We start from the raw sequence: 21,831 nt of genomic DNA, 5'->3' as shown, positions 1-21,831 counted from the left end.
GCTACCATCGACATGTCCGGTTCAATCACCGGTGCTCGAAAAAAGGGCACAAAGCCGACGGTGCAGTGATGCACCGCGCGAGACACATACGGAATCTCTCATCGATGCCGTCTCGAAAGGCTTTAGCATGCCCACTGTCTCCGCCCACGTAGCTCTCACCCTCGCTCAGCACATTGACGCCGTCTTCGGTGTGATGGGTAACGGAAACGCGTACTTTCTGGATGCCATCGAGAAGCAGACCTCCGCGGTCTTCACGGCCGTCCGGCATGAACAGGGGGCGGTTGTCGCTGCTGACGCGCATCACCGCGCCTCCGGCCGGATCGCCGCGGCGACCGCGACGTACGGCGCCGGCTTCACCAACACACTGACAGCACTTGCCGAGTCCGTTCAGGCGCATGTGCCGCTTGTGCTCGTCGTCGGCGACGAGCCGACTTCCGGACGCCGCCCCTGGGACGTCGATCAGATCGCTTTGGCGTCAGCCGTCGGTGCGCGCACATATACGGTCGGTCGAGCGGATGCTGCGGCGACCACAGTCATCGCCATCGAGCATGCTCTGACCTACCACGTACCGGTGGTGCTCGCGATTCCCTACGATGTCGCGGCACTGGATGCTGGCCAGGTTCCCCCTGCACCAACCCCGCGAGTGCCCGCCCCGCTCTCCCCCAGCGGTGAGTTCGGTGCGGGGATGCTGGATGAGATCGCCACCGCCCTTCGCGGGGCACAGCGCCCATTCCTGCTCGCCGGCCGCGGCGCCTGGCTCGCCGGCGCCAGCGAAGCGCTGGGAGCCTTGGCCGATGCCAGCGGTGCACTAACTGCGTCGACGGCTCTCGGGCGCGGGGTCTTCCCCGCGACGCAGTACGACCTCGGCGTCACCGGAGGCTTTGGCGCCGAAGGCGCGATGGACCTCATCCACCAGGCCGATGTCGCCGTGGTCTTCGGCGCATCGCTTAACCAGTTCACGATGCGCTTCGGCGAGCTGTTCGCGCCGGGAACCCGAGTTTTCCAAGTGGATACGGCGCCGGCCGCAACTCATGCGCATGTCGGCGGCTTTGTTCGCGGTGATGCGCGACTGGTGGCCGAGGCGCTTGTCGGTCGACTCAACACCAATACCTCACCCGCCTCGCAGACCGTGCGCGCTGAACCGGCCGATATCGGCGAGCCGCAGGCCGCTGCTGCCACCTGGCGGGAAAGCGTCGACGTTTCTGCAGCCCGCACCTATGATGCCGGCGATCCTCTCGCCGCCAATGGCCGCTTGGACCCGCGTTCGGCAGCGCGCCGTATCGGTGAGCTGTTGCCCGAAGATCGCGTCGTCGTCTCCGACGGCGGACACTTCATCGGCTGGGCGAACATGTACTGGCCCGTGGCATCTCCTGATCGCATGATGATGATCGGTACCGCGTTCCAAGCGATCGGACAGGGCTGGCCGAGCGTTGTCGGGGCTGCTCGAGCGCGGCCCGAGTCGACGATCGTGCTCACCAGCGGCGACGGTGGTGGCCTGATGGCGATCGCCGACCTCGAGTCCGCCATGCGCGCTGCTGGCGGTCGCGGCTGCGCCGTGATCTGGAACGACGCCGCTTACGGCGCCGAGGTCAACCTCTACGGACTCAAAGGCCTGGCTGAAGCACCGATGCGCATTCCCGAAGTGGACTTCGCAGCTTTCGCCGCAGCCGTCGGCGCGGAAGGCGTCGTTGTGCGCACACTCGCAGACCTCGACCGGCTCGGCACCTGGACTTCAGAGGACGCCAGCGCGCGGCGCTTCCTTCTTCTCGACCTGCGCATCTCCGGCGACGTCATCGCGCCCTATCAACAGGAGATCATCCGCGTGAACTCCTGAACGGGCAAGACCGGTGCAGGCTCCGCTCAGCCGGCGTAGTCGGGCAACTCCTGGAGCGTCCAGCTGTTGCCGTCCGGATCGTCGAAGGTGACGAAGCGTCCCCATGATTGCTCGTCGACGCCGCCTGCCTCGACCCCGGCATCCTGCAATTGCTGCAGCGCAGCATCGGCATCCGGCACCACGACCTGGATCGTGTCTTGCTGCCCCGGCGCGAGCTTTCCGCCCAGTCCGACGCCGAATGCGATCGAGCATGCCGATCCTGGGGGCGTCATCTGCACGAAGCGGAGACCTTCGTACGGGACTTGATCATGATCGGCGTTGAAGCCGATCTTGAGGTAGAAGTCCTTCGCCCGGTCGACATCAGTAACCGGCACGAAGATGAGTTCGATTTTCCAATCCATCATGCACTCCTCCTGACGGGCATCGGCGCCCGACCAGTGTCAAAGATACGCCCGGGGTCAGACATTGCGCATCCGAGTCTTTTCAGATCCAGCCCTTGTCCTGCGCGATGCGCACAGCCTGCGCCCTGTTGCTCGCGCCGACCTTGCCGATGGCGGCAGACAGATTGTTTCGCACCGTACCCGCAGACAGGAAGACCTCCGCGGCGATCGCTGCGGCGCTGCGCCCGTCTGCGGCCAGTCGCAGCACCTGCTGTTCTCGATCGCTCAGCGGATTGGCCCCGTCGAAGAGGCTGGCTTCGGCGAGCGCAGCATCCACAACGCGAAGCCCCGCGTGCACCCGCCGCACCGCGTCCGCGAGCTGCTCGGCCGGAGCGTCCTTCACCACGAATCCGCTGGCACCAGCATCCAAGGCGGCCCGCAGGTATCCGGGTCGCGCGAATGTCGTCACGATGAGCACCCGCGTACCCGGATTCGCCGCGCGCACGGCACGAGTGGCGGCGATTCCGTCCATCCCGGGCATCTGGATATCCATGAGACATACGTCCGGTGTGGTCTGCGCCACCAACTCCACGGCCGCCTCTCCATCTCCGGCGACACCGACAACGCTCAGGTCGCCTTCCAGCTCGAGAAGAGCCGCCAGCGCACCCCGCAGCATCGCTTGATCGTCCGCGATCACCAGCCGAATCATTCGAGCGTCGCTCACCACGTCACTTCCACCTGCGTGCCTCCCGCTTTACCCGGGCGCACGGCAAACACGGCGCCACTTGTCGTCGCTCTCTCACGCATACCGTGCAGGCCGTTGCCCTCGGTACCGGCGAAACCACGACCGTCGTCAAGGACAGTAAAACTGCCCGGCGCGATACCCACCGTCACAGTGGCGGCGGCGGCATGTCGCAATACGTTCGTCGTCGCTTCGCGGAGTATCCAACTCGCCGTCAATGACTGCGCAGGCGACAAAGCTCCAGCATCGCCATCGACGACCATCGCTACATCCGCCGCTCTCAAGGCATCTCGACACGATTCGAGTTGCTCGATCAGTGCCGCGCTCCGAACACCCGCTACCGTCGCCCGCACCCCGGCGATAGCCTCGACCGCGAGGGCTTCGATATCGGCGAGCTCGGCCTTGGCCCGTTCCGGATCACTGTCGATCAGCCGGCGCACGAGCTGTGCTTTCAAGCTCACGACAGTCAGGGAGTGGCCCACCAGGTCGTGCACGTCTCGCGCAACGGCTTCGCGTCCCTCACTCGTGGCGAGCTCGAGTCCGAGCGTCTCTGCCTGGGCCGAACGGATGATCAGGGTCGTCGAAACCGTGTTGACCACCGCGAGCAGGATGATGATCGCCAGCACGGAGAGGTACGTCGTACCTCCCGGCGCGAAAAAGACTGCAGCTGCTGTGATTGTGATGGTTGCGATCAGCGTGCCCCAGTGCGCGAGCCGCGTGAGTCCATATGACGCGAACGACATGATGAACGGCAGGAAGCTCAGTGCGCCGCCGCCGCTGGCCGGCACTGTCAGCGCTGCGCACAGGATCATCCCGGCGAACGCCATCCACTGGCTCGGCTTGGGTGGTGTTGTGAGTCCGCCGCCGCCGAAGCTCATCCCGTAAACGAATCCGGCGACATAGATCACGACGAACGCACTGAGGGCGACCCAGCCCGTGATGATCCAACCGGAGGCGGCATCCGATCGCAAAAGCGCCATCACCGGGTAGAAGAGGAAGACCAGCCAGACAGCAGCCATCACCCAGCCGAATCGCTCCCACGGAGAACCGGCGCCGACTCGGCCCTGTCGGCTTCCTGGTGCGGCCCAGGCCGCGGGAACGGCACCGGCGGCTGCTGCCACCGATGCGTCCCGGGCGCCTCTGGTCACGTCATCCGTCATGCCTTCGACCCTATCGACGCGAACGCGAGCGCTTGACACCGACGGCCACGAGAATGGCGAACAAGACGAGCCACACCACGATATTCAGCAACACCATCCACAGCGAGTCGGTCTGCCCGGTCGTGAGCGTGCCGTCAGTCAACGGCCAACGGCTGAGCGCTACGAAACCGTAGAGCGGCGTGAAGCGTGCGATGTCGAGCATCACACCGTCCAGAGGCATGAAGACGTTCCCGAAGAACGCGAAGAATGTCATCGAGATCGAAGCGAGCGCAGCGGCGGTATCGGAGTTGAAGAACAATCCGACGCCCAGACCGTACAGCCCGAAGATGAGGCCGAGTCCGAGGATGATTCCTGCGCACGCCCACCAGCGCCATACGTCGGTTGTTTCTGCCCCGGTGGCCAGCCCGGCTGCGAACACCGCGAGCATGGCGAGTGCTGCGAAGATGACAGCGGTCACGAGCTTGGTAGCCGCGTATCCCGCAGTACTGAGCGGTGTCATCGCCAGCTGACGGCCCCACCCTTGCTTCGCTTCCGAGGCGGCAAGCGAGGTGATCGAGCTCATGGCAACGGCGGTGCCGTAGGCGGCCATCGACACCATCACGTAGAACTTGACGTTGCCATGCCCCGCAGAGATATCGCCGTAGCCCATGCTCGCACCGAACAGCAGGTACATCGCCACGGGCATCCCGAGCGTGAAGGCGAGTGTGTAGGGGTTGCGGATCTGGCGCATCGATTCGACGCGCAGCATCGTGGGTGAGATTGAGATGGTCATGGTCAGTTCTCCGTCAGGGCTGTAAAGGCGGTCTCGAGGGTGGGGGCGGCGATCTCCAGATCGTGCGCTCCGGCGTTCAAAAGGACGGATGCCACGACATCCGAATCCTCCGCCCGCAGGCTGACGCGATCACCGTCGACGCGGACGTCGGTGACGCCGTTGGTCGTGCTCAGGATGCTGAGGAGTTGATCCGCACCCGTGGCGGGAAGGTTCGCGGCGAGCGTGCGGCCACCGAGGTTGGCCCGCAACTGCGCAGTCGGCGCGTCCGCGACGATCCGGCCACGGTGCATGACAACGGTGCGGCGAGCGAACTGCTCTGCCTCTTCGAGGTAATGCGTGGCGAAGATAATGGTGCGCCCGGCGTCGGCGTCGGCGCGCATGACGTCCCAGAAGTGGCGGCGCGCGGTGACATCCATGCCGGCGGTTGGTTCGTCGAGCACGAGGATGTCGGGGTCGGCGACCAGTGCCAGCGCGAATTTCACGCGCTGTTGCTCACCGCCCGAGCACTTGGCGATCCGGCGGCTGGCGAGCGGCTCCAGGTCTGTGCGAGCGAGCACGTCGGGCACTCGCGAAAGCGCCTCCCGACCGTGCAGGGATGCGATGATCTCAACGGTCTCACGGACGGTGAGGTCCGAGAGCAGCCCACCGGTCTGCAGAACGCCGGCGATCGTGCCGGCCTTCGCCGCTTTTGCGGGCTTCTCACCGAACACCGTGACCGTGCCGCCGCTGCCGTCGGTGAGGCCGAGCAACATGTCGAGCGTCGTGGTCTTTCCGGCACCGTTCGGGCCGAGGAGGGCGACGACTTCGCCCCGTCGGATGCTGAGATCCAAGCCGTCGACCGCTTTGACTGCGCGGTCGCCGAAGCCGAAATGCTTGTTCAGTCCCTCGAACGAAACGGCGGTGTCGGATGCCGTGACGGAGGGCCTCGGAGAAGTAGATGTGCTCGCTGCTGTGCTCATGGATCCAGTCTGGCCACGCGGCGCCACGGAATCCGGAGTCTGCTGTCACCTCATTCGCGTGACATGTGTCACGCCGCCGAAACGGGTGTCTCGCAACTAACGGTGTATGCCGAGAAAACAGCGATTGGTTGTGACACATAGTTGTGAGACTCGACGCCACCGCGTTGTTTCCTGAATTAGCTTCTCATCAGTGATTTGGCGCCGAGACGTCTCGTAACCGTAGGGTTTCGAGACCCTTTGTCAGGACGTTCTGATTCTCGGGCGAGGTAGAGCTGGTTTGGATCTTGGAGATGCTGCATTATTTCAGTAACGCGAGAAACAATGGAGAAATCGCTGGCTCGAGGGAGATGGCACTATGCGAAAAATACTGATCGGTGCGGTGTTGGTGGCTGCGGCCCTGCTCAGCGGATGCACGAGCACACCTGAACCAGAGCCATCCACGCCGCCCTCTGTCGATCTCACGGGCAAGTGGCAGGACTCGGATACGAGTGTCTTTCTTGAGCTGAACGAAGACGAAACCTTCCTCGCTTTCGATGGCTGCAACACTCTCCAAGGATCATGGTGGATGGATGGAAGCCGCGTGATCCTGAGATTCGACGGTGGCACCGAACGCGGATGCGAGGACATCCCTGACGTATGGCTCTCGCTAGCGGAGACAGCTGACCACGATGACGATGTCCTCACGTTCTCCGACGCAGACGGCGATCAGATTGGTACGCTCTCGGCCACCGGAAAAGAGTAAAACGCATGGGATACCGGTCACGCGGTCAGATGCTCATTCGTGTTAGGAAGCGCCCTCTGTCAGAGACGTAGGCGGACCCTCGGTTCTTGGTTGGAATGCGTCGAAGACGCCGTACGCGACGATGCGCTCGGCGAGCGACCCCAACGGAGAGCATGCGGTGAGGGTGATGTAGCGATCGTCGGTTTGCATCTCGGGCATTTGGGGTACGTCAAGGAGTACGTCAACCTCGGACGGTTTGACGTACTCAAGGTTGCGGAAGCGGTATGTATACCAGCCGCCTGGCGTCTCGACAACGATCGCGTCATTCAACTTCAATTGGTCGATATATCTGAATGGCATGCCCCAAGTTGTGCGGTGTCCGGCCAGGGAGAAGTTGCCGATCTCTCCCGGCATCTTTGACTGTGTGTACACGCCGATGCCGATGTGGTCGAGGGTTCGCGAACGCGACGTGCCGCCAGCAATCTCCACGTTGTACTCCGGACCGAACCGAGGAATGCGCATTTGTGCGAACTTTTCAGCGTCGGCAGGGTGAGGGAGGATCGAAGGCTCGTAGTACGTCTCGCCATCATCGGACTTGATGAGAGGAGGCGGTTCTGGGGCCGGTGCTTGCTCCCAACCTTGGGAGATCTCTGCACCTTCCCGATTGTGCTGGGCGCTGATGATGATGTCGCCGATCCACATCTGCCAGGAAACGAACAGCAGAACGAGCACGCCCGCCGTCAGTAGCAATTCTCCGAGCACGCTGGTGAATGTCGCACGAGGGCGTCTATGACGGCGCTGGCGTCTTGTCTCGGACACAGCACGCGCGGTCATGGGGAGATCCTATCCACCCACCTGCCACGCATGCGGTGCCTCATAACCTCAGTGCCTCAAAACCCATGGGATGTGAGACGGCCGTCTTGGTTACGTCGGCGTCGAATGGCTTATCGGCGGGCGGCGTGCCGCTTGCGTTGACTGGGCAGGAACCCGAGAAGCACTGGAATGAGGACACCGAGTGCACAGACGATCGCTACAGTCGCAGTGCTCATGCTCTCGATGGTCGCATCGGAGATGCGACACCCAACATTAAGCAGCGCGACGATTGTCCTGAATTTGAACGAGCCAGGTCAGACACCACGTATGTCAAACTCCCTCTACGTCCCGTTACCACTCCGGTCGAACCTTCCACGCGACGAACGCGCTGGCTGCGAAGAGCGCACCGAGCACCCCCGGTATCCAGGGGTGGATGGAGACTTCCGGATCAAAAGCGGTCGGCACGATCAGAATCAAAGCCGCGCCTGACGCGACTACGACGGCGAAGAAGACGAGGAACCACAGGACAGATCGTTTCATGGCGTATCGACCTCCGTTGAAAGTAGCCACAAGTGAGCGGTTTAGCGCGACCGTAGCACGTCGCCCGCTCGTGATCAGGAGATGTCCACAAGGAAGCAGTTATGAGCAATCCCGGAAGCTCCGGGAGAGGCAATGCGAATCTGTCTCGCAACCTCCCTGTCGCACAACCCATTGGATGCGAGACGGCCGACTGCACCAAAGGCATACCTGCCAAGTTCCGTGATGATGCAGGCCGCGGGGCACACAACTTGCAGAAGCACCAACCCTGGACGGCCGGACAGAGGTGGTGCAGAGTTAGATGACATCGCATCAAGGAGGCTTGCTAAGGCTGACCAAGAACGTCCCTCACTTTGGACCCGAGTGAAGTGGATGTTTATCGGCCAGCCGATGAGCGAGGAAGAGATCCGCGCCGCACGGGCCGCTGGCGACCCAGATCCCACTACAAGGAAACGCTTCGACATCCCTTGGGCCCGCAACATTGGAGGCATTTCCTAGCGGTTGAGCAAGTCAACGGCACTGCGACAACGCAGCACACCTACGCGACCGCGATCGGCCCAACCTGTCAGGACAATAACTCGCTTCGATAGAGGGGGTAATCATGAAACAACGAGGAATCGTCACCGTCGCGATGTTCCTGGCTCTCGGCACAATCACTGGATGCGCTCAGGACACCGGTGAGGGGACAGCAAGGGCCGTTGGCTCGGATGAGTTCTCCTCCGCGCAGTCGCAGGTACCTGACCTTTTCGTCGCTGACACAGGCGTGGAGACCACGTCCCGATCGGAGTCTCACGCGGACTGGAGCGTCAACGTCAACGATCCGGCAGCGTTGTTCGAGTTTTCGTCGGCAGTCATTTCCGGCAAGGTGATTGGCATCGAACGATCGTACGTGGACGCGAATGCAGTCATCGTAACCGCATATTCCGTGCAGGTGGAGAAGGTCTACAAGGGCGAGAACATCGCAGAAGTTATATCCGTGACCCTTCCCGGTGGCTCGGTGAATTTGGGAAATTACATCTTGTCTCTCGACAAGCTGGGTCTCTACGAGATGAAGCTCGGCCAGAAAAATCCAGAGCTACTCAGCGATGCTGGCAATGATCCGAACCAAGAGAAGGATCCGCGCACAATGGACCCTACGTTCGTCGTGACGGAAAACTGGGGGACGAATCCCGCGAGCGAATCGACGCTCATTGAACTGCAACCAGATTCCTGGGTGTTCTACCTCGGTGTCGCTGAGGGCGACACATATTACGGTGCGGCATTCGACCATGCGCTGAGCTATCTGAAAGATGGCCTGGTCTACAGCCTCCATCCCGAAGCGGAACGGTCGTCCCTCCCCGAGAGCGAACTCATCGGAATGTAAGCAGCCAGTCACGCGAAACACTCACCACTCGCGCGGCCCGTCCTCGGGTTCGTCTAACGATGGACTGCGCGATCCTGTCAACGGCCCTGTCGCAACAGGTCCGGCTCGCGGGGCATGTCACCGGACGCGTGAGCGATTCACATATATCGCTTCCCCAAGCATGAAGATCAAGTTGCTAAGTTTCATCTCGACCCCGAAATGAAACGGCAGCCTGACAGCAGGAGACGAACCATGACGGTAGTAACTCGACTTGTGAGCGTTGCCGACGTTGGCAATCCCGCTAGCGGCCAAGGAATCTCGGTGTCAGTACGGTACGCGGCTGAACGCGACAACGGGATGTTGGTCTTGTTATTGGACGACCGTGGTTGGAGTAGTAACCAGTCTTGGTCGCAGGTGCAACTGCGGGAGATCGAGGAGACGACTCGCGTCGTAGTCGGGCCGGATGAGCCTTTTAGGGACCAGAGCGTTGAAGACGCGGTAAACAGTTACTGGGAATTCATTCGGAAAATTCTGGCTCGGCATGGCGTCAAGATCGAAGCAGTTGAGCTACGAAATCTCCGACATGACGTAGTGCTCAGCAAACGATTGTTGGATCGCATAGGCAAACACGACAACGCATCAGCCTGAGCCATCGCTGCCCAGCGGATAGCTAGCAGGAGCGTCGCTTGAGGTTCCTCTTGCGGGAACCGCGGGAGGGGCATCGGTGGTTTGAACGAACTGTGCAGACGAGTACGAAAAATGACACAAGACTACGCAAGCCGATTGGTCATTAAACGACGAGACGTGTCTCGCAACCTCGGTGTCTCGTATCCCATGGGATACGAGACAGTCGCCCCAATCCCGTGGCGATCGAGTTGTTCAAACACTGCTACGAAGCCAAATCAGCGGCGAAAGATCTGCTGCTCGAGGCCGTCGAACGCAACGCTGACGACCTGCGTTCATCGCTCCGGATGCTCGAGGCAGGCACCTCCGCCGGCGAAAGGCCGGCGCCTAGCTGGCGGTGGTGGCAGCGGCGCGTTTAAGCCCCGCCTGAGCTCCGTTTAAGCCCCGCCTGAGCTCCGGTCGGTCATTGGTTGAGCTTGTCGACGTCCGCGATGATGTCGAGGCGTGTGAGCAGCAGTTCGCCAGCGTTGGCCATGTTCGAAATCGCAGCGATTGTGACGATTGCCACGATAAGGACGAATGCCGCGATTGCGGGGAGTGCGTATCGACGCTTGACGGTGAGAATGAGGGCGGTGACTGCGCTGAGGATTGCGATGGTCTGACCAGCCACCGTGGCAAAAGCCATTCGAAGCGCGCCATCCACGGTAAGCGCGTCGTAACTGTTCAGCGCGATGCTGAGCGCAACTGGGATCAAGATAATCCCCACGATGAGAATGGCGGCGCGACTGACACGCCAAGACCTCTTCGCTCCGAGAGGCTGCTTCGTCAGCGCTTGCGCGGTCATGACTCGACGATACCGGCAGGTACTCCGGTCCGCTACAGGATTGCGCCCCTCCACCGATCCTCAGGTGTGATGGGTGTCTCGTAACCTCGGTGTCTCACAACTCATGCGGTATTCACGCTCAGGCAACGGTGGTGAGACGTCTCGTATCCGTAGGGATACGAGACAGCCGCCGTGTCGCGTATGAGGCACCCGCGCGGGCATCTTCGTCGGGTGGGCATCCGGACACCGTCGTTGACGACTGTGCGCTGCGCGATCGGTGAATTGCCACGGGACGCTGACCGACCCTCAGCGCTCACCACAGCGAGGTCGGCCACGAAATCGGCGGCTACAGTTAGGCGATGAGTCTGAAAGTGCAGGGCATAGTCTTCGCGACCGGCGCGTTGGTCGCGGTGGTCGGAGTGGTCGTGACGGTCATCTACCTGTTCCAGCCGTGGCGAACGTGTCCCTATGATGACGTCCCCGCAGGCTGTGCGATGCTCCCCGCTGACGCGACGGTGCTCGTCATTGCTGTCCTCGCGACGCTTGTTGGAGTGGCCGCTGTTGGCTGGGCGCTCGTCAGCGGGCGCAATCGCGCCGACCGGTGAGGGATCCGCTTACGGAATCATGCGGATTACCGCGCGCGCGGGCGGGCGTTGCGCGGGTTCCTTGCGCTGATCGTGAATTTGGCCTGCTCGAGCAGTCGCCGGACGTGTCTCGAAACCCATGGGTTATGCGACACCGCGGTTACGAGACACTCGACTAAGACCGGGGCGACCCGACGACGCCGTTCTGATCCGCGTTCGACGTGGCTGTCGGCCGTCTATCGTAGGTTGTCAGGGACAGGTCAAGGCACGGCAGGCTCTCGCGCGGAAGAACGCTCGTGCAAACGACATGTTCATCGATGCGGAACCCGACAGCGTAGACAAAGGGATCGGTGTCGATCTGCACGGCGGGACGGTCGCGACCGTCGACATTGACGGAGGTCTCCGTCACGGCGGTGACCGTGGCGTTCCAATCATTGCGTGTGCTGAACCCGGCGGGAAGGCCAAGCTCTTCACGGAAGCTGTTGCGCAGAACGTGGTTGGTATGGTCAACGAGCTGCTGCGGAAGTGAGTGCCGCTCACGATCCGGCGAAGCAAGCCAGGCGGTGCAGACCGCTTCCCAGAGCATCGGGTAACGGAAGATCTGTGCTTGCTCGATCAGCCATGCCGGACGGCCCCACGGGGGCTCTTCATCGATGGACCGACGTGCTCGCTCGTCCATCTCGATCTCGTTGCGTGGATCGGAATGGTCGTCGGGATACTTCCACAACGTATAAGTGAAAGATACGGCAAGCTCCTCCAGACCGGCTGCGCCATAGCTCTCCGCGAAACCGGCGATCGGTGCGCGCGTCAGCGACGGCTGCGGTTTGAGTTGGAACACCGGAAAGTCAAGGCTCCGCAACCGCGCCTCGGACTCAATGCTCGGGTCGGGGGCATCCGTGGGAACTACTCCGCCGTACTCCATTCACACAGTCTGAACCAGACCGCCGCAAATTCCCAAGGTGTCTTGAAACCCATGGGTTACGAGGCAGGGAGGTTATGAGACACCAGTCTCACTTTGCGATCGTCTGGCAGCCATTGCCGATTGTCACCGCATCGCCGATGAGAGCGCCGAACCCCACAGACAGGACGTGCGCGTTCTCGAGGGGCAACCACCAACATGTCCAGGGGATGGATTCCTCGCCGGCGGGAACAGCATTCTCTTGCGCAGACCATCTCTCAGCGACATTGGTGCGCGGCAGTCGCAGTAGGAAGAAGTGACGAATCGCAATCTCATCGCGGGCCGGGCGTAGATCGTAACGTTCGACCCCCACTTTGCGAACCACTTCGCCGAGTCGGCCGGTCTCTTCGTAGAGCTCACGGATGGCGGCCTGCTCCGGCGTCTCGCCCTCTTCGATGGAGCCCGCAGGAACCTGTACACCCGTCACCTCCATTGGGACAGCGTCGTGCGTGAACACTAGGAGGTGATCGTCTTGCACGACGTAGCAAACTACCTTTTCGACTTCGCGAGGCACACCAGCAAGCTTACGGAAACCGCATGCCAGCGCGCGGCCCACATTCGACACGGCAACTGTCTAAAACCTCAGAGATGTGAGACGTCTCGCCTCCGCCGCTAGAGCGGGAACACCATCCGAGTCGCGCAGAGGTGTCTCGTTTCCCATGGGATGCGAGACACGCGTTGCGCGCTACTAACCGAGTGGGGTCGATGAGACGTCTCGTAACCGTAGGGATAAGAGACAGCTTCAATGCGCCCGTTTGACACTTGGTCGGATATTTCTTTGGCGGGGCCCGGCGGGAATCGAGGGCCCAACGATTAGGTCGGTGGCGAAGCAGCCTAAGTGTGTCTCGTGAACAACCCTCAAAGGAGGCAACGCGGCTCCTGGCAACATGTGTTTGGCTCGACATTTGGAGGCTTTCCTCCGTCGAAATTGACACTCTAACTACTTAGAGAGACAATATAGTCATGAGCGCGACAATTCAAGACGGTTTTCAACCGGCAGGCGGTGAGTGGCCGAGCGATTGGCTGCGGGCGACACTTGGACTTTTCGTGTTGCGCGCGCTGGAAGCAGGCCCGTCTTATGGTTACGCGATCATTGGGCAACTTGAGCAGCATGGTCTCGGCACGATCAAAGGCGGCACACTTTACCCGCTGCTCTCCCGATACGAAACGGCAGGGATGGTCGTCACGGAATGGCGTCCTGGCGAAGCTGGCCCGGGCCGAAAGTACTTTGCTCTCACCAAGCTCGGTGGCGCTGAACTTGAGCGGCTGCGCCACGAGTGGACGCGCTTCACCGAAGTAAGTAACAACTACCTGGGAGCCACACGTCCCCGCAAGGAGAGCATCGCATGACTACCACTACTGCAGACAAGAAATGGATCGATGAGTTCATTGTGGAGCTTCGTTTGCGCGATGTGCTCGGAAGTTCGATTGGCGACGCGGTAGCGAGTGCCCGTGAACTTCTCGCGGACTCAGGTCAGAGCGCAACGGAAGCGTTCGGCCCTGCGCGGGTCTACGCCGCTTCACTCGAGCTACCTCGAGAGCCAGGAAGAGGCTGGGCGTCTAGGGGGCTCTGGCCATCGCTACTCGGACTCGCTGCCTTCTTGCTGTTCATTCAAGCAGGGACTGCTTGGGCGCAAGGTGAAGCCATTCTGATCTCTCCCGCTCAGCTAGCCCTCAAGGCCGCTCCGGTGCTCTTAATCTCCTTCTTGCCGCTTTACTTTCGGGCCGCGATCCGGCGGCTATGGCTGCTCGTTCTCCTGGTCGTTACCGGTGGAGTACTCGGGTTTCTCGCAGCTGCCGTGGCACCGGCGACACCATCCGAAGCTTGGCTCGCCTTCGACCCGCTCCCCTGGCTCATGGGCAGCGGGGCGGCAATGATCCTCTTGTCGACCTTGAACACGATTCGAACGCTTCGACGCGGCACAATCGATGACATCACAGAACCCATGGCCGCGCTACCAACAGGTCCCGCGCACGGTCTGCGAGTGTTCGTGATGGTAACCAACTGGCTCTTCCCCATCTCCGCGATCATCATGGGCCTGGTGATTCTTCTCCTCACAAGGTGAACGCGTCGACTTGTTTGTGTCTCATAACCTCGGTGTCTCAGAACCCATGCGATACGAGACATGTCGGTGCACGTGTTTGGAGCGCTCGTGCACTCGTCGAGAGCGCACCTGCGTAGACGCTCTGGACGTCGGCGTGGGGGAATGGCATCGTGGACGGATGCGAACGTCTGAACGCGGAATTAAGATTGCCTGGGGCGGATTGATCTTCGCAAGCATCTTTGCCATTGTCTGTTTGGCGTTGCTCCTTCTCGGTGCAGTCGGGGGTGGTGTCTGGTTCACCTTCGCTGCCATGGTCTTGCTCGCTTTGTCTCACGCGACCACCCTCCTTCGGGATCGTCGTCAGCGACTGCGCGACTGACTGCCGCTTCGAGCACGCATGTCGCACTGATCACTCTCGTTGGTGGTCATCGTTCCCCGCTTCTTCGAGCAGATCCCGATAGATCCGCCAGTACGTGAGCGGAACCGACATGTATCGTGCTGCCATGGACGAAATGACGGACGCGACCTTGGTACCCAGTCCGGAATCGGTTATCGCGTTGATCGAACTGGTAACAACGTTGGGGTGGCCGGACAGGGATGCTGATCAGGGCAGCTACTTTCGTCAGCTGGGCTTCCATCAGGGAGAAGGGCAAGAAGGCTTTCACCGGGGATACGGGGGCGAGCTCGTCAGTACTGGCTTGCCCGTCCTTCATGCCTCTTGGGCGTCACACAAAGGTGAGCTGTTTTCGATAAATTTCTTCCTGTACGAGGGAATCAATGGCCAGGACAAGAGTGCGGCCCTCGGATACCGCTCCATCTTCTCCCGGCTTCGATCTGTGTATGGTCCACCCGCCGACATCACTGCCAGCGAATTCGACGAGGCATCTTCGGTCTGGGAAATCAACGGAACCACGATCGAGATGTATTGCTTCACTCGGCCCTCGCCTGTGCTGCAGCTCGGATTCAGCCATAAATCGCGGAACGCTGCCTTCGAAGCAAGTCTGACGAGTTTGAACCTTCCCCTGCCCGGTGCCCGGGACCGCTCATAACCCATGGGATGCGAGACGCTGGCTGTGATTCGGCTGACGTCACGGTCCACGCGTCGTCGAGGACTCCAGCGAAATCCTCGTCGTATGAACCCGCGGACCACGCCGTGGCGCTAGGACAGACCTCGGGCGTAACTCCGTCTGGCCTCCTGGCTGCGCATTCAGACTGCCTATGCTGGCACCGTAACCGTGTGGCTTCTGAGCGAGAATGTTTCAGTTAGTCACTGACATGTCAGACATCGTGGGGTAGTCGGTGTAGCCGACGGCGGGGTCTTTAGCACTGTCCGGGTAGAACGTCGAGGGAATCGGCGTGTTCAGAGCAGCGCCCACGGCGATACGCTCTGCGAGGTCTGGAGTGGCGATGTAGTCACGGCCGAATGCCACCGCGTCAGCACTCCCGCTCTCGATGTGGCGCGCGCCATCGTCGGCGGTCATCTCCTCGTTAGTGATCACCGGCCCGTCGAACAGTCGGCGAAGATCACCCACGAGGCTGTCCGAGCCTTCGGTCTCGCGGACGAACAGGAAGGCGATCCGGCGCTTTCCCAGTTCCTCAGCGACGTAACCGAACAGAGCACGGGGATCGCTGTCACCCATATCGTGCTCTTCACCGCGCGGACGCAAATGCACACCCACGCGATCCGGCCCCCAGACCTCCTTCACAGCATCGGTGATCTCCAGCAGGAACCGGGCGCGGTTCTCGACCGTGCCCCCGTACCTGTCGGAGCGGTGGTTCGTGCTGTCCTGCAGAAACTGGTCGATCAAATACCCGTTGGCCGCGTGGATCTCCACACCGTCGAAGCCGGCGCGCTTAGCGTTGTCCGCCCCGCGGCGGAAATCCTCAACGATGCCGGGGATCTCTCTGAGCTCAAGTGCGCGAGGCTGAGTGTACGCCCGCTTGGGACGCAAGCGACTAACCCGTCCCGCCGCGGCAACAGCGCTAGGAGCAACGGGGAGTTCGCCGCCTAGGAGTTCCGGATCAGAGATCCGCCCAACGTGCCACAGCTGGAGGACTATGCGCCCACCGGCCGCATGCACCGCCTGCGTGACCTTCTGCCACCCGGCGACCTGCTCGTCGTTCCAGATACCCGGCGTGCCGTAGTAGCCGACTGCCTGCGGGCTGACGGAGGTCGCTTCACTGATAATCAGACCCGCTCCGGCTCGCTGCGTGTAGTACTCGGCCGTGAGGTCGTCGGGGACACGCTGGTCACCGGCCCGCGCCCGGGTCAGGGGTGCCATTACGATCCGGTTAGGGATCGTAATGGAGCCAAGATCGAGCGGACTCATCAGTAGGGACACGCGGGTACTCCTTCACTCACGGCATGCATCAGACAGCACAGGACACTCTCAACCCGATCAGCAGACGACTCACGGCGAGCACCCCCGGAACCCAACCGGAAGAGGGGCGCGCGTATTCCACCAACGGGGTCAAGGTCACAGCCTCAGGCCGCAGTCCGCCGGTGGATCTCCGCCGCGCATGACCACGAACGAAGCGCCTAGAAGCGCCAGCCAAACCAGCAGACCGAAAACCCCAAAGGCAACCCCGATCCCGCTCTCCGACTCATCCCAGTAGATCCTCTTGAAGAAGCCACCTGACCAACCGAGGCCGGTCAGATTTAACCACCCTGCGCCGAACACCCCGCCTACCGTCGCCACGGCCCATAGCAGGATCCCGGTTATCTGACGCATGCAGCAGAGATGATCTGATCAGCGGCATCGTTGTGCGGCCGCGGATTTCGGAGCGAAGGGCCACCACATCTTGGTAAGCGTGGGCGATAGCTCTCGTGATTGAAGGCAAATTCCGGGCAGCCTGCTCGCAATCCAAACGATCGTCCCGGCGATGGTGACGGCAGCGACTAGTCCGGCAATGTGGCCGACAAGCGAGCCGATACCGCGTTCTGGGAGAAGGAATCCATAGGGCACCCAGCCATCTGTCACACCGCGAACAAGAACAACCGCGAGCCACACAGTCGGATACGGCAAGAGCAACCAGAGCCAGCGCCAACTCAGATGCGCTCGGCGAGCGAGCCCAATGGAGAACACGCAGTGAGGGTGATGTGACGATCATCGGTCTGCATCTCGGGCATTTGGGGTACATCGAGGAGTACGCCGATTTCGCTGGGTTTGACGTACTCAAGGTTGGGAAGCGGTAGGTGTACCAGCCGTCTGGAGTCTCGACAACGATCGCGTCATTCAACTTCAACTGGTCGATATACCTGAATGGCATGCACACCCGCCGTCAGCAGCAATTCTCCGAGCACGCTGGCGAACGTCGCACGAGGGTGTCTATGACTGCGCTGACGTCTTGTCTCGGACACAGCACGCAGCGAGCCCGATCCGCAATGCAGTGCTGTTGCGTTCGACGTACGGCTAACGGGACGGGCCAAACGCAAGCAAATGACTACCCGGCATCAATCGACTCGTGGAGTCGCAGAAGCATGGTCAGTGACCCGCCCACCTCGTCCACCTTCCGGAAGCCCACGCGCTCGTACAGGTGCCTCGCGTAGTTGTCCGGCTCCACGCTCAGGCTTAACGCCGTCAGCCCTTGCTCGCGTGCGGCATCAATTAGCGCGTCGAGCAAGCGGAATCCGATCCCGCGTCCCCGCCAGGCCCGCACGACACCCATCGATAGCTCGGGTGTGGCGGCGTCCACGAAGCCGTAGCCACGGTCACTCTCGGACAACAATCGAACCCAGGCGGCTCCTATGGGCTGCTGTTCGTCCAGCGCGATGACACCAAGATCATCCGGGCGTTGCCAGCCCGTGATGTAGTGCGCGAGCTCCGGCTGGCTCAGAACCTCTGCGACGCTGCCGTTCGGCCCGTCAGGTCGCCAGAAGGCCGCTGCAACGAGCATCTCGGCGAGAAAGGGGCCATCCGAAGCATCAGCACGGCGAATGATTAGAGACACCACACCATTGTGGCTGCTCACCGATCCATTGCGGACACCCCGAGCGGTCCCGCAAGGGTTCCGGTCAACGGAACGGTTTGTCTGGTCGGCTTGGGACCTGTGCAAATTTGCGGCCCTCTTCGGGGATGCGGGATGGCAGCACGTGGCGGGCTCGCGCGAGAGCGGCGCCCAGTACTTGGCATCGTTCTCGGGCGGTGCCAATGCCGGCATCTTCTCGGACCGGGCGTCGAAGGCCCAGCGCTATGTCATCCTCTCTCATTGCGAACGACTAGCGGTGCGATACTCCGATGCGGTCAGTCCAAGCACCGCGCGGAAGTCGTTTGCGAGGTGCGCCTGATCGGCGTAGCCGAGCTCGGCGGCGACATTCGCGAGCGACGCGTCGGCGTCATCGCGCATGCGCTGCGCCGCCTCCTGCAGTCGTCGGCGGCGAATGACAGCGGCCGGCGATACTCCCACGGTCCGGTGGGCGAGCCGCTGGAGGGTGCGTACTGAGACGTGCAGCCGCTCGGCCGCGTCTTCCACGCGCAGCATGGCGGCATCCGTTAGGAGCAGATCTGCCATCTCGTTCGCAAGGCGGGATTCGTGGGTCGGCGGTCCCACCCGATCGACGAGCCATGCCGCCATAGCGGCGACCGCGGCGTCGGCGTCGGGCATCGCGGCTACGACGAGGCAGTGAACCTCGGGCGCATCGAGCGTCGTGAACGTGTCGACGAGCGTGCTGGGCGTGTCATAGAGCCGCGCGAATGCCGCTGGTCGCAGCAGGGCACCCACAGCCCACCCGCTTCCGCGGAGAACGCGTTCCGACACCCGCGTGGTGGCGCCCCATAGCGTCACACCGGTCGGCTCGACGACCAGATTCGCGGCGGGGTACGAGAGGATCGGCTGGCGCGACTCGACTCCTGCGGGCAGGTTCCACTGCGGGATCCAGAACCACGCCACGAGATCGGATGCCGCATCCGGTGGCGGCATCCGCGTGAACCGTGGAAGTCGATCCCGGTACAGCACCCCGCGGGTCGGGTCGGTCACGCACTCCAGTGTAGAACGTGGGGCCGACATCGCGCGGGTTGTCGCGAATCTCCAAGCCGCAGGCGCCCTTCACCCCACACGATGGGGTCATGACAACGACCAACCGCACCGGGGTGACCGGTGCCCACACCATTGACGGCCGCCCAAATGTCGCGACGACGCTCACCCCGTTCCTCGCGATCGCCGGGGCGAAGGTGGCTCTGGACTTCTACCGTGACGTCTTCGGGGCTCGGGTGACTGATATTACCGAGTTCGACGGGCTCGTCGTGCACGCCGGCCTCGACTTCGGACTGGGGCTGCTGCAGATCGGAGAGCCGAGTCCGGCCTACGGGACCGTGCGCGCGCCGGAGGGTGATGAGAACTGCTACTCGATCGGGATCTACGTTTCCGACGTCGACGCAGTCACCGCCCGCGCTGTGGCGGCCGGTGCCGCTGTGCGCGAGGAGCCGTCGACGTTCGTGTCGGGCGATCGGTTCGCCAGCATCCGAGATCCGTTCGGCGTCCGCTGGTCGGTGATGACACGCGTCGAGGACCTCTCCGAAGAGGAGAGTGCCGCGCACATCGCCGAGTGGGCGGCGTCGGTCGCCGCGGAGTGACGCGGGCGAGTCGACCGGCTTGTATGTGTTGAAGCTCTGGGAAGGAGACAACATGAACCCTTGGGCGATCGAAGCAGATGCGATCACCAAGACCTACCCGCGCGGGATCCGGGCCGTTGACGGCGTGACACTGCGGGTGCGCCCCGGCGAGGTCTACGGTCTGGTCGGACCGAACGGCGCGGGAAAGACGACGCTCCTGCGGATGCTCACCGGGCTAGTATCCCCCACAAGCGGGAGCTTCCGTGTCCACGGCAGCACACTCGGTTCGCTCATCGAAGGACCGGCGTTTTACCCGTCGATGTCGGGGCACAGCAACCTCACCCTGCTCTGCGAGTACTGGGGGATGCCGCGCTCCGATGCCGACCATGCACTCGACCGGGTCGGGCTGAACACGTCGGATCGGCACCGCCCCTACCGGCAGTACTCGCTCGGCATGAAGCAGCGGCTCGGAGTCGCGGCCACACTACTGGGTGACCCCCGCATCGTCGTGCTCGACGAGCCGACCAATGGCCTGGATCCGGAGTCGATCGTGGGTATGCGTGAGATCGTGCAGGAGTTGCGTGCAGACGGATGCGCGGTGATGCTGTCTAGCCACCTGCTCAGCGAGGTCGAGCTCGTCGCTGATCGGGTCGGTGTGCTTGCGGAGGGCCGACTGATCGCGGAGGGAGATGTGGACGACTTGAGGCGTCGACTTTCCGGGGGACGCTGGGTCAAGGTCGAGGTGGACTCACCCGACCGCGCTGTGGCCGTCGCCGAAGAGCTCGGGCTGACCTCATCCGAGGAGACGGCGATGCGTATCCAGGTTCGGCTCGACGACCGGGTCGAGCCCCACCTACTGAACAAGGCGTTGGTCGCCGCGGGTGTGGAGGTCAGTGCGCTCGTCGAGGTTCGGGAGTCGCTGGAGACAGCGTTCCTCGGACTCATCTCCGAACCGACCCGGGGCGAACTCGCTGAACAGGCTGGGCCCGACGCCCGCATCCAGACTCAGACCCAGTCCGCGAGGAGTCGGTCATGACCACAGGGCCTGTCACGCTCGTCGCAGTACCCCCGCGAGCGCCCCACTTCGGCAGCGCGCTTCGCGGTGAAGTCGTACTCACCGGGCGCCGCGTGGCGGTGTGGGTGTCGCTGGGCGTGTGGGCGGCATGCATTGTGGTGTTCGCCTACCTGGCGAGCTACCTCACCACGGTGGGTGCCGAGTGGTATACCGCCCAGCAACAGGAGCAGATCCTGCAGACGATGCTTCCGCGGGGTACCGCCTACTACCCGCTGGCATCTTTGCCGCTGTATGGTGCGCCCCAGTTCGCGATTCTCGGCGCGGTCCTGGGCGCTTCGGACTACGCACGTGGCACGATCCGCACGATCGTGTCCCGATTCCCGCGCCGTGCATCGCTTCTGGTGGCGCGACTGGTCAACGTGGCGCTCATCGCGGCGCTGGCCGCGGCCGTGACGTTGCTGACCAGCGTGCTCAGCAGCGTCGGAGTCGCCGTCGTCGCCGATCGCGGCATGGAGTTTCCGCCCGTCGGCGATCTCATCGTCGCGTTGCTTATGGTCTGGCTCACAGCCACCGCGTTCATCGCGCTGGGCTTCGCGATCGGCAGTCTCACCCGAAGCGTTCTGGCAGCCGTGGCGATCGCGGTCGGTTGGGTGCTGGGCGTGGAATCCCTGGCGATCGGCCTACTCGCGCCGGTCGTGCCTTTCTTGGAAACCGTGCAAGGGCTGTTGCCGGTCGGGGCAACGTCATCGCTGGCCGCCGGTCTCGTTCCGGACGGACAAATGGTCGCGGGCGTCACGGCGGTGACCACGCCAGGCGCCGCCATCGCGGTGCTCATCGGCTGGACCGTGATCGCCGGCGCCACCAGCTGGATCCTTTTCGCGCGCCGCGACCTCGGCTGACGTGTCATGTTCCGCCGGATCCCATAATGGCCCCGCATGCCGGGGGACTATCCCCGGCCAAGAGGATGGCT

General features: G+C 62.5%; 23 protein-coding genes. 10 read left to right on the top strand and 13 right to left on the bottom strand.

All coding sequences use genetic code 11. The features are described 5' to 3' along the window. The first annotated feature begins 127 nt into the window (after positions 1-127). Positions 128-1,834: a thiamine pyrophosphate-binding protein gene (locus ACW5CM_RS02965; RefSeq protein WP_457124149.1), complete on the top strand. Its 1,707-nt coding sequence runs from the start codon at positions 128-130 to the stop codon at positions 1,832-1,834. A 26-nt stretch (positions 1,835-1,860) separates the two neighbouring features. Here ACW5CM_RS02965 and ACW5CM_RS02960 read toward each other — a convergent pair whose 3' ends face one another. The 5 genes from ACW5CM_RS02960 to ACW5CM_RS02940 all read right to left on the bottom strand — a co-directional run bounded on the left by ACW5CM_RS02960 (position 1,861) and on the right by ACW5CM_RS02940 (position 5,847). Beyond that, on the bottom strand, positions 1,861-2,235 hold the full coding sequence (locus ACW5CM_RS02960; protein WP_438253691.1) for a VOC family protein: 375 nt from the start codon (positions 2,233-2,235) through the stop codon (positions 1,861-1,863). Positions 2,236-2,317: 82 nt separating this feature from the next. Next, positions 2,318-2,923: a response regulator gene (locus ACW5CM_RS02955; protein ID WP_438253690.1), complete on the bottom strand. Its 606-nt coding sequence runs from the start codon at positions 2,921-2,923 to the stop codon at positions 2,318-2,320. A gap of 11 nt (positions 2,924-2,934) precedes the next feature. Further along, on the bottom strand, positions 2,935-4,116 hold the full coding sequence (locus tag ACW5CM_RS02950) for a sensor histidine kinase (RefSeq protein ID WP_457124148.1): 1,182 nt from the start codon (positions 4,114-4,116) through the stop codon (positions 2,935-2,937). A 10-nt stretch (positions 4,117-4,126) separates the two neighbouring features. Then, positions 4,127-4,888 (bottom strand): ABC transporter permease, encoded by a 762-nt coding sequence (locus tag ACW5CM_RS02945; RefSeq protein ID WP_457124147.1) that lies wholly within the window; start codon positions 4,886-4,888, stop codon positions 4,127-4,129. Between the two features lie 2 nt (positions 4,889-4,890). Next, positions 4,891-5,847, bottom strand: coding sequence for an ABC transporter ATP-binding protein (locus tag ACW5CM_RS02940; RefSeq protein WP_457124146.1), 957 nt, complete (start codon positions 5,845-5,847; stop codon positions 4,891-4,893). Positions 5,848-6,202: 355 nt separating this feature from the next. On the opposite strand from ACW5CM_RS02940, the gene ACW5CM_RS02935 reads away from it, so the two are divergent. Continuing rightward, the gene (locus ACW5CM_RS02935) at positions 6,203-6,589 is read left to right on the top strand and encodes an META domain-containing protein (RefSeq protein WP_457124145.1); all 387 of its coding nucleotides are present in this window, start codon (positions 6,203-6,205) and stop codon (positions 6,587-6,589) included. A 42-nt stretch (positions 6,590-6,631) separates the two neighbouring features. On the opposite strand, the gene ACW5CM_RS02930 is transcribed toward ACW5CM_RS02935, so the two are convergent. Next, positions 6,632-7,402 (bottom strand): class E sortase, encoded by a 771-nt coding sequence (locus tag ACW5CM_RS02930; RefSeq protein ID WP_457124144.1) that lies wholly within the window; start codon positions 7,400-7,402, stop codon positions 6,632-6,634. A gap of 330 nt (positions 7,403-7,732) precedes the next feature. Continuing rightward, positions 7,733-7,921, bottom strand: coding sequence for a hypothetical protein (locus ACW5CM_RS02925; protein WP_438253266.1), 189 nt, complete (start codon positions 7,919-7,921; stop codon positions 7,733-7,735). A gap of 628 nt (positions 7,922-8,549) precedes the next feature. On the opposite strand from ACW5CM_RS02925, the gene ACW5CM_RS02920 reads away from it, so the two are divergent. Continuing rightward, positions 8,550-9,281: a hypothetical protein gene (locus ACW5CM_RS02920; protein ID WP_457124143.1), complete on the top strand. Its 732-nt coding sequence runs from the start codon at positions 8,550-8,552 to the stop codon at positions 9,279-9,281. A 1,066-nt stretch (positions 9,282-10,347) separates the two neighbouring features. Here ACW5CM_RS02920 and ACW5CM_RS02915 read toward each other — a convergent pair. Then, the gene (locus ACW5CM_RS02915) at positions 10,348-10,728 is read right to left on the bottom strand and encodes a hypothetical protein (RefSeq protein ID WP_457124142.1); all 381 of its coding nucleotides are present in this window, start codon (positions 10,726-10,728) and stop codon (positions 10,348-10,350) included. A gap of 338 nt (positions 10,729-11,066) precedes the next feature. Between ACW5CM_RS02915 and ACW5CM_RS02910 the strand changes: the two genes are divergently transcribed. After that, a complete protein-coding gene (locus ACW5CM_RS02910) occupies positions 11,067-11,312 on the top strand; it encodes a hypothetical protein (RefSeq protein ID WP_438253271.1) in 246 nt (81 codons plus the stop codon). A gap of 154 nt (positions 11,313-11,466) precedes the next feature. Here ACW5CM_RS02910 and ACW5CM_RS02905 read toward each other — a convergent pair whose 3' ends face one another. Together ACW5CM_RS02905 and ACW5CM_RS02900 are read right to left on the bottom strand one after the other, a co-directional pair. Then, positions 11,467-12,213 carry a hypothetical protein gene (locus ACW5CM_RS02905; protein WP_457124141.1) on the bottom strand — a complete coding sequence of 249 codons (747 nt, stop codon included), beginning with the start codon at positions 12,211-12,213 and terminating at the stop codon, positions 11,467-11,469. Positions 12,214-12,301: 88 nt separating this feature from the next. Further along, the gene (locus tag ACW5CM_RS02900) at positions 12,302-12,763 is read right to left on the bottom strand and encodes an NUDIX domain-containing protein (RefSeq protein WP_457124140.1); all 462 of its coding nucleotides are present in this window, start codon (positions 12,761-12,763) and stop codon (positions 12,302-12,304) included. A gap of 449 nt (positions 12,764-13,212) precedes the next feature. Between ACW5CM_RS02900 and ACW5CM_RS02895 the strand changes: the two genes are divergently transcribed. The 3 genes from ACW5CM_RS02895 (at position 13,213) to ACW5CM_RS02885 (ending at position 15,343) form a co-directional block, all read left to right on the top strand. After that, entirely contained in the window at positions 13,213-13,599 is a 387-nt protein-coding gene (locus tag ACW5CM_RS02895) for a PadR family transcriptional regulator (protein WP_457124139.1), read from the top strand. Beyond that, a complete protein-coding gene (locus tag ACW5CM_RS02890) occupies positions 13,596-14,315 on the top strand; it encodes a hypothetical protein (protein ID WP_457124138.1) in 720 nt (239 codons plus the stop codon). Before ACW5CM_RS02895 ends, ACW5CM_RS02890 begins: the two co-directional genes overlap by 4 nt. A gap of 482 nt (positions 14,316-14,797) precedes the next feature. Next, positions 14,798-15,343, top strand: a complete 546-nt coding sequence (locus ACW5CM_RS02885; RefSeq protein ID WP_439256082.1) for a hypothetical protein — start codon at positions 14,798-14,800, stop codon at positions 15,341-15,343. Between the two features lie 210 nt (positions 15,344-15,553). Here the strand turns inward: ACW5CM_RS02885 and ACW5CM_RS02880 are convergent, their stop codons facing one another. The 3 genes from ACW5CM_RS02880 to ACW5CM_RS02870 form a co-directional block, all read right to left on the bottom strand. Next, positions 15,554-16,624, bottom strand: coding sequence for an alkene reductase (locus ACW5CM_RS02880; protein ID WP_438253689.1), 1,071 nt, complete (start codon positions 16,622-16,624; stop codon positions 15,554-15,556). A 1,114-nt stretch (positions 16,625-17,738) separates the two neighbouring features. Then, positions 17,739-18,245 (bottom strand): GNAT family N-acetyltransferase, encoded by a 507-nt coding sequence (locus ACW5CM_RS02875; RefSeq protein WP_457124137.1) that lies wholly within the window; start codon positions 18,243-18,245, stop codon positions 17,739-17,741. Positions 18,246-18,500: 255 nt separating this feature from the next. Next, positions 18,501-19,271 (bottom strand): helix-turn-helix domain-containing protein, encoded by a 771-nt coding sequence (locus ACW5CM_RS02870; protein ID WP_438253246.1) that lies wholly within the window; start codon positions 19,269-19,271, stop codon positions 18,501-18,503. 89 nt (positions 19,272-19,360) lie between these two features. Between ACW5CM_RS02870 and ACW5CM_RS02865 the strand changes: the two genes are divergently transcribed. From ACW5CM_RS02865 to ACW5CM_RS02855, 3 genes are read left to right on the top strand one after another with little or no spacing between them, the layout of a single operon-like run. After that, positions 19,361-19,867 carry a VOC family protein gene (locus tag ACW5CM_RS02865; RefSeq protein ID WP_438253245.1) on the top strand — a complete coding sequence of 169 codons (507 nt, stop codon included), beginning with the start codon at positions 19,361-19,363 and terminating at the stop codon, positions 19,865-19,867. Positions 19,868-19,919: 52 nt separating this feature from the next. Further along, positions 19,920-20,882, top strand: a complete 963-nt coding sequence (locus ACW5CM_RS02860; protein WP_457124136.1) for an ABC transporter ATP-binding protein — start codon at positions 19,920-19,922, stop codon at positions 20,880-20,882. Then, positions 20,879-21,760 carry a DUF2705 family protein gene (locus tag ACW5CM_RS02855; protein ID WP_438253243.1) on the top strand — a complete coding sequence of 294 codons (882 nt, stop codon included), beginning with the start codon at positions 20,879-20,881 and terminating at the stop codon, positions 21,758-21,760. The genes ACW5CM_RS02860 and ACW5CM_RS02855 overlap by 4 nt, the downstream gene beginning before the upstream one ends. Positions 21,761-21,831: the final 71 nt, after the last annotated feature.

It is taken from the genome of Microbacterium wangyouchuni (assembly GCF_054072595.1).
The sequence above is the reverse complement of the archived record's forward strand: the minus strand, read 5'-3'. Positions and strand labels throughout refer to the sequence as shown.

Bases quoted from the DNA above. Each gene is read 5' to 3' on its own strand.
- ACW5CM_RS02880 (WP_438253689.1), bottom strand. From the start codon at position 16,624: ATGAGTCCGCTCGATCTTGGCTCCATTACGATCCCTAACCGGATCGTA.
- ACW5CM_RS02955 (WP_438253690.1), bottom strand. From the start codon at position 2,923: ATGATTCGGCTGGTGATCGCGGACGATCAAGCGATGCTGCGGGGTGCG.
- ACW5CM_RS02885 (WP_439256082.1), top strand. From the start codon at position 14,798: ATGGACGAAATGACGGACGCGACCTTGGTACCCAGTCCGGAATCGGTT.
- ACW5CM_RS02910 (WP_438253271.1), top strand. From the start codon at position 11,067: ATGAGTCTGAAAGTGCAGGGCATAGTCTTCGCGACCGGCGCGTTGGTC.
- ACW5CM_RS02935 (WP_457124145.1), top strand. From the start codon at position 6,203: ATGCGAAAAATACTGATCGGTGCGGTGTTGGTGGCTGCGGCCCTGCTC.
- ACW5CM_RS02860 (WP_457124136.1), top strand. From the start codon at position 19,920: ATGAACCCTTGGGCGATCGAAGCAGATGCGATCACCAAGACCTACCCG.
- ACW5CM_RS02960 (WP_438253691.1), bottom strand. From the start codon at position 2,235: ATGGATTGGAAAATCGAACTCATCTTCGTGCCGGTTACTGATGTCGAC.
- ACW5CM_RS02895 (WP_457124139.1), top strand. From the start codon at position 13,213: ATGAGCGCGACAATTCAAGACGGTTTTCAACCGGCAGGCGGTGAGTGG.
- ACW5CM_RS02945 (WP_457124147.1), bottom strand. From the start codon at position 4,888: ATGACCATCTCAATCTCACCCACGATGCTGCGCGTCGAATCGATGCGC.
- ACW5CM_RS02950 (WP_457124148.1), bottom strand. From the start codon at position 4,116: ATGACGGATGACGTGACCAGAGGCGCCCGGGACGCATCGGTGGCAGCA.
- ACW5CM_RS02920 (WP_457124143.1), top strand. From the start codon at position 8,550: ATGTTCCTGGCTCTCGGCACAATCACTGGATGCGCTCAGGACACCGGT.
- ACW5CM_RS02890 (WP_457124138.1), top strand. From the start codon at position 13,596: ATGACTACCACTACTGCAGACAAGAAATGGATCGATGAGTTCATTGTG.
- ACW5CM_RS02965 (WP_457124149.1), top strand. From the start codon at position 128: ATGCCCACTGTCTCCGCCCACGTAGCTCTCACCCTCGCTCAGCACATT.
- ACW5CM_RS02905 (WP_457124141.1), bottom strand. From the start codon at position 12,213: ATGGAGTACGGCGGAGTAGTTCCCACGGATGCCCCCGACCCGAGCATT.
- ACW5CM_RS02940 (WP_457124146.1), bottom strand. From the start codon at position 5,847: ATGAGCACAGCAGCGAGCACATCTACTTCTCCGAGGCCCTCCGTCACG.
- ACW5CM_RS02865 (WP_438253245.1), top strand. From the start codon at position 19,361: ATGACAACGACCAACCGCACCGGGGTGACCGGTGCCCACACCATTGAC.
- ACW5CM_RS02925 (WP_438253266.1), bottom strand. From the start codon at position 7,921: ATGAAACGATCTGTCCTGTGGTTCCTCGTCTTCTTCGCCGTCGTAGTC.
- ACW5CM_RS02915 (WP_457124142.1), bottom strand. From the start codon at position 10,728: ATGACCGCGCAAGCGCTGACGAAGCAGCCTCTCGGAGCGAAGAGGTCT.
- ACW5CM_RS02930 (WP_457124144.1), bottom strand. From the start codon at position 7,402: ATGACCGCGCGTGCTGTGTCCGAGACAAGACGCCAGCGCCGTCATAGA.
- ACW5CM_RS02855 (WP_438253243.1), top strand. From the start codon at position 20,879: ATGACCACAGGGCCTGTCACGCTCGTCGCAGTACCCCCGCGAGCGCCC.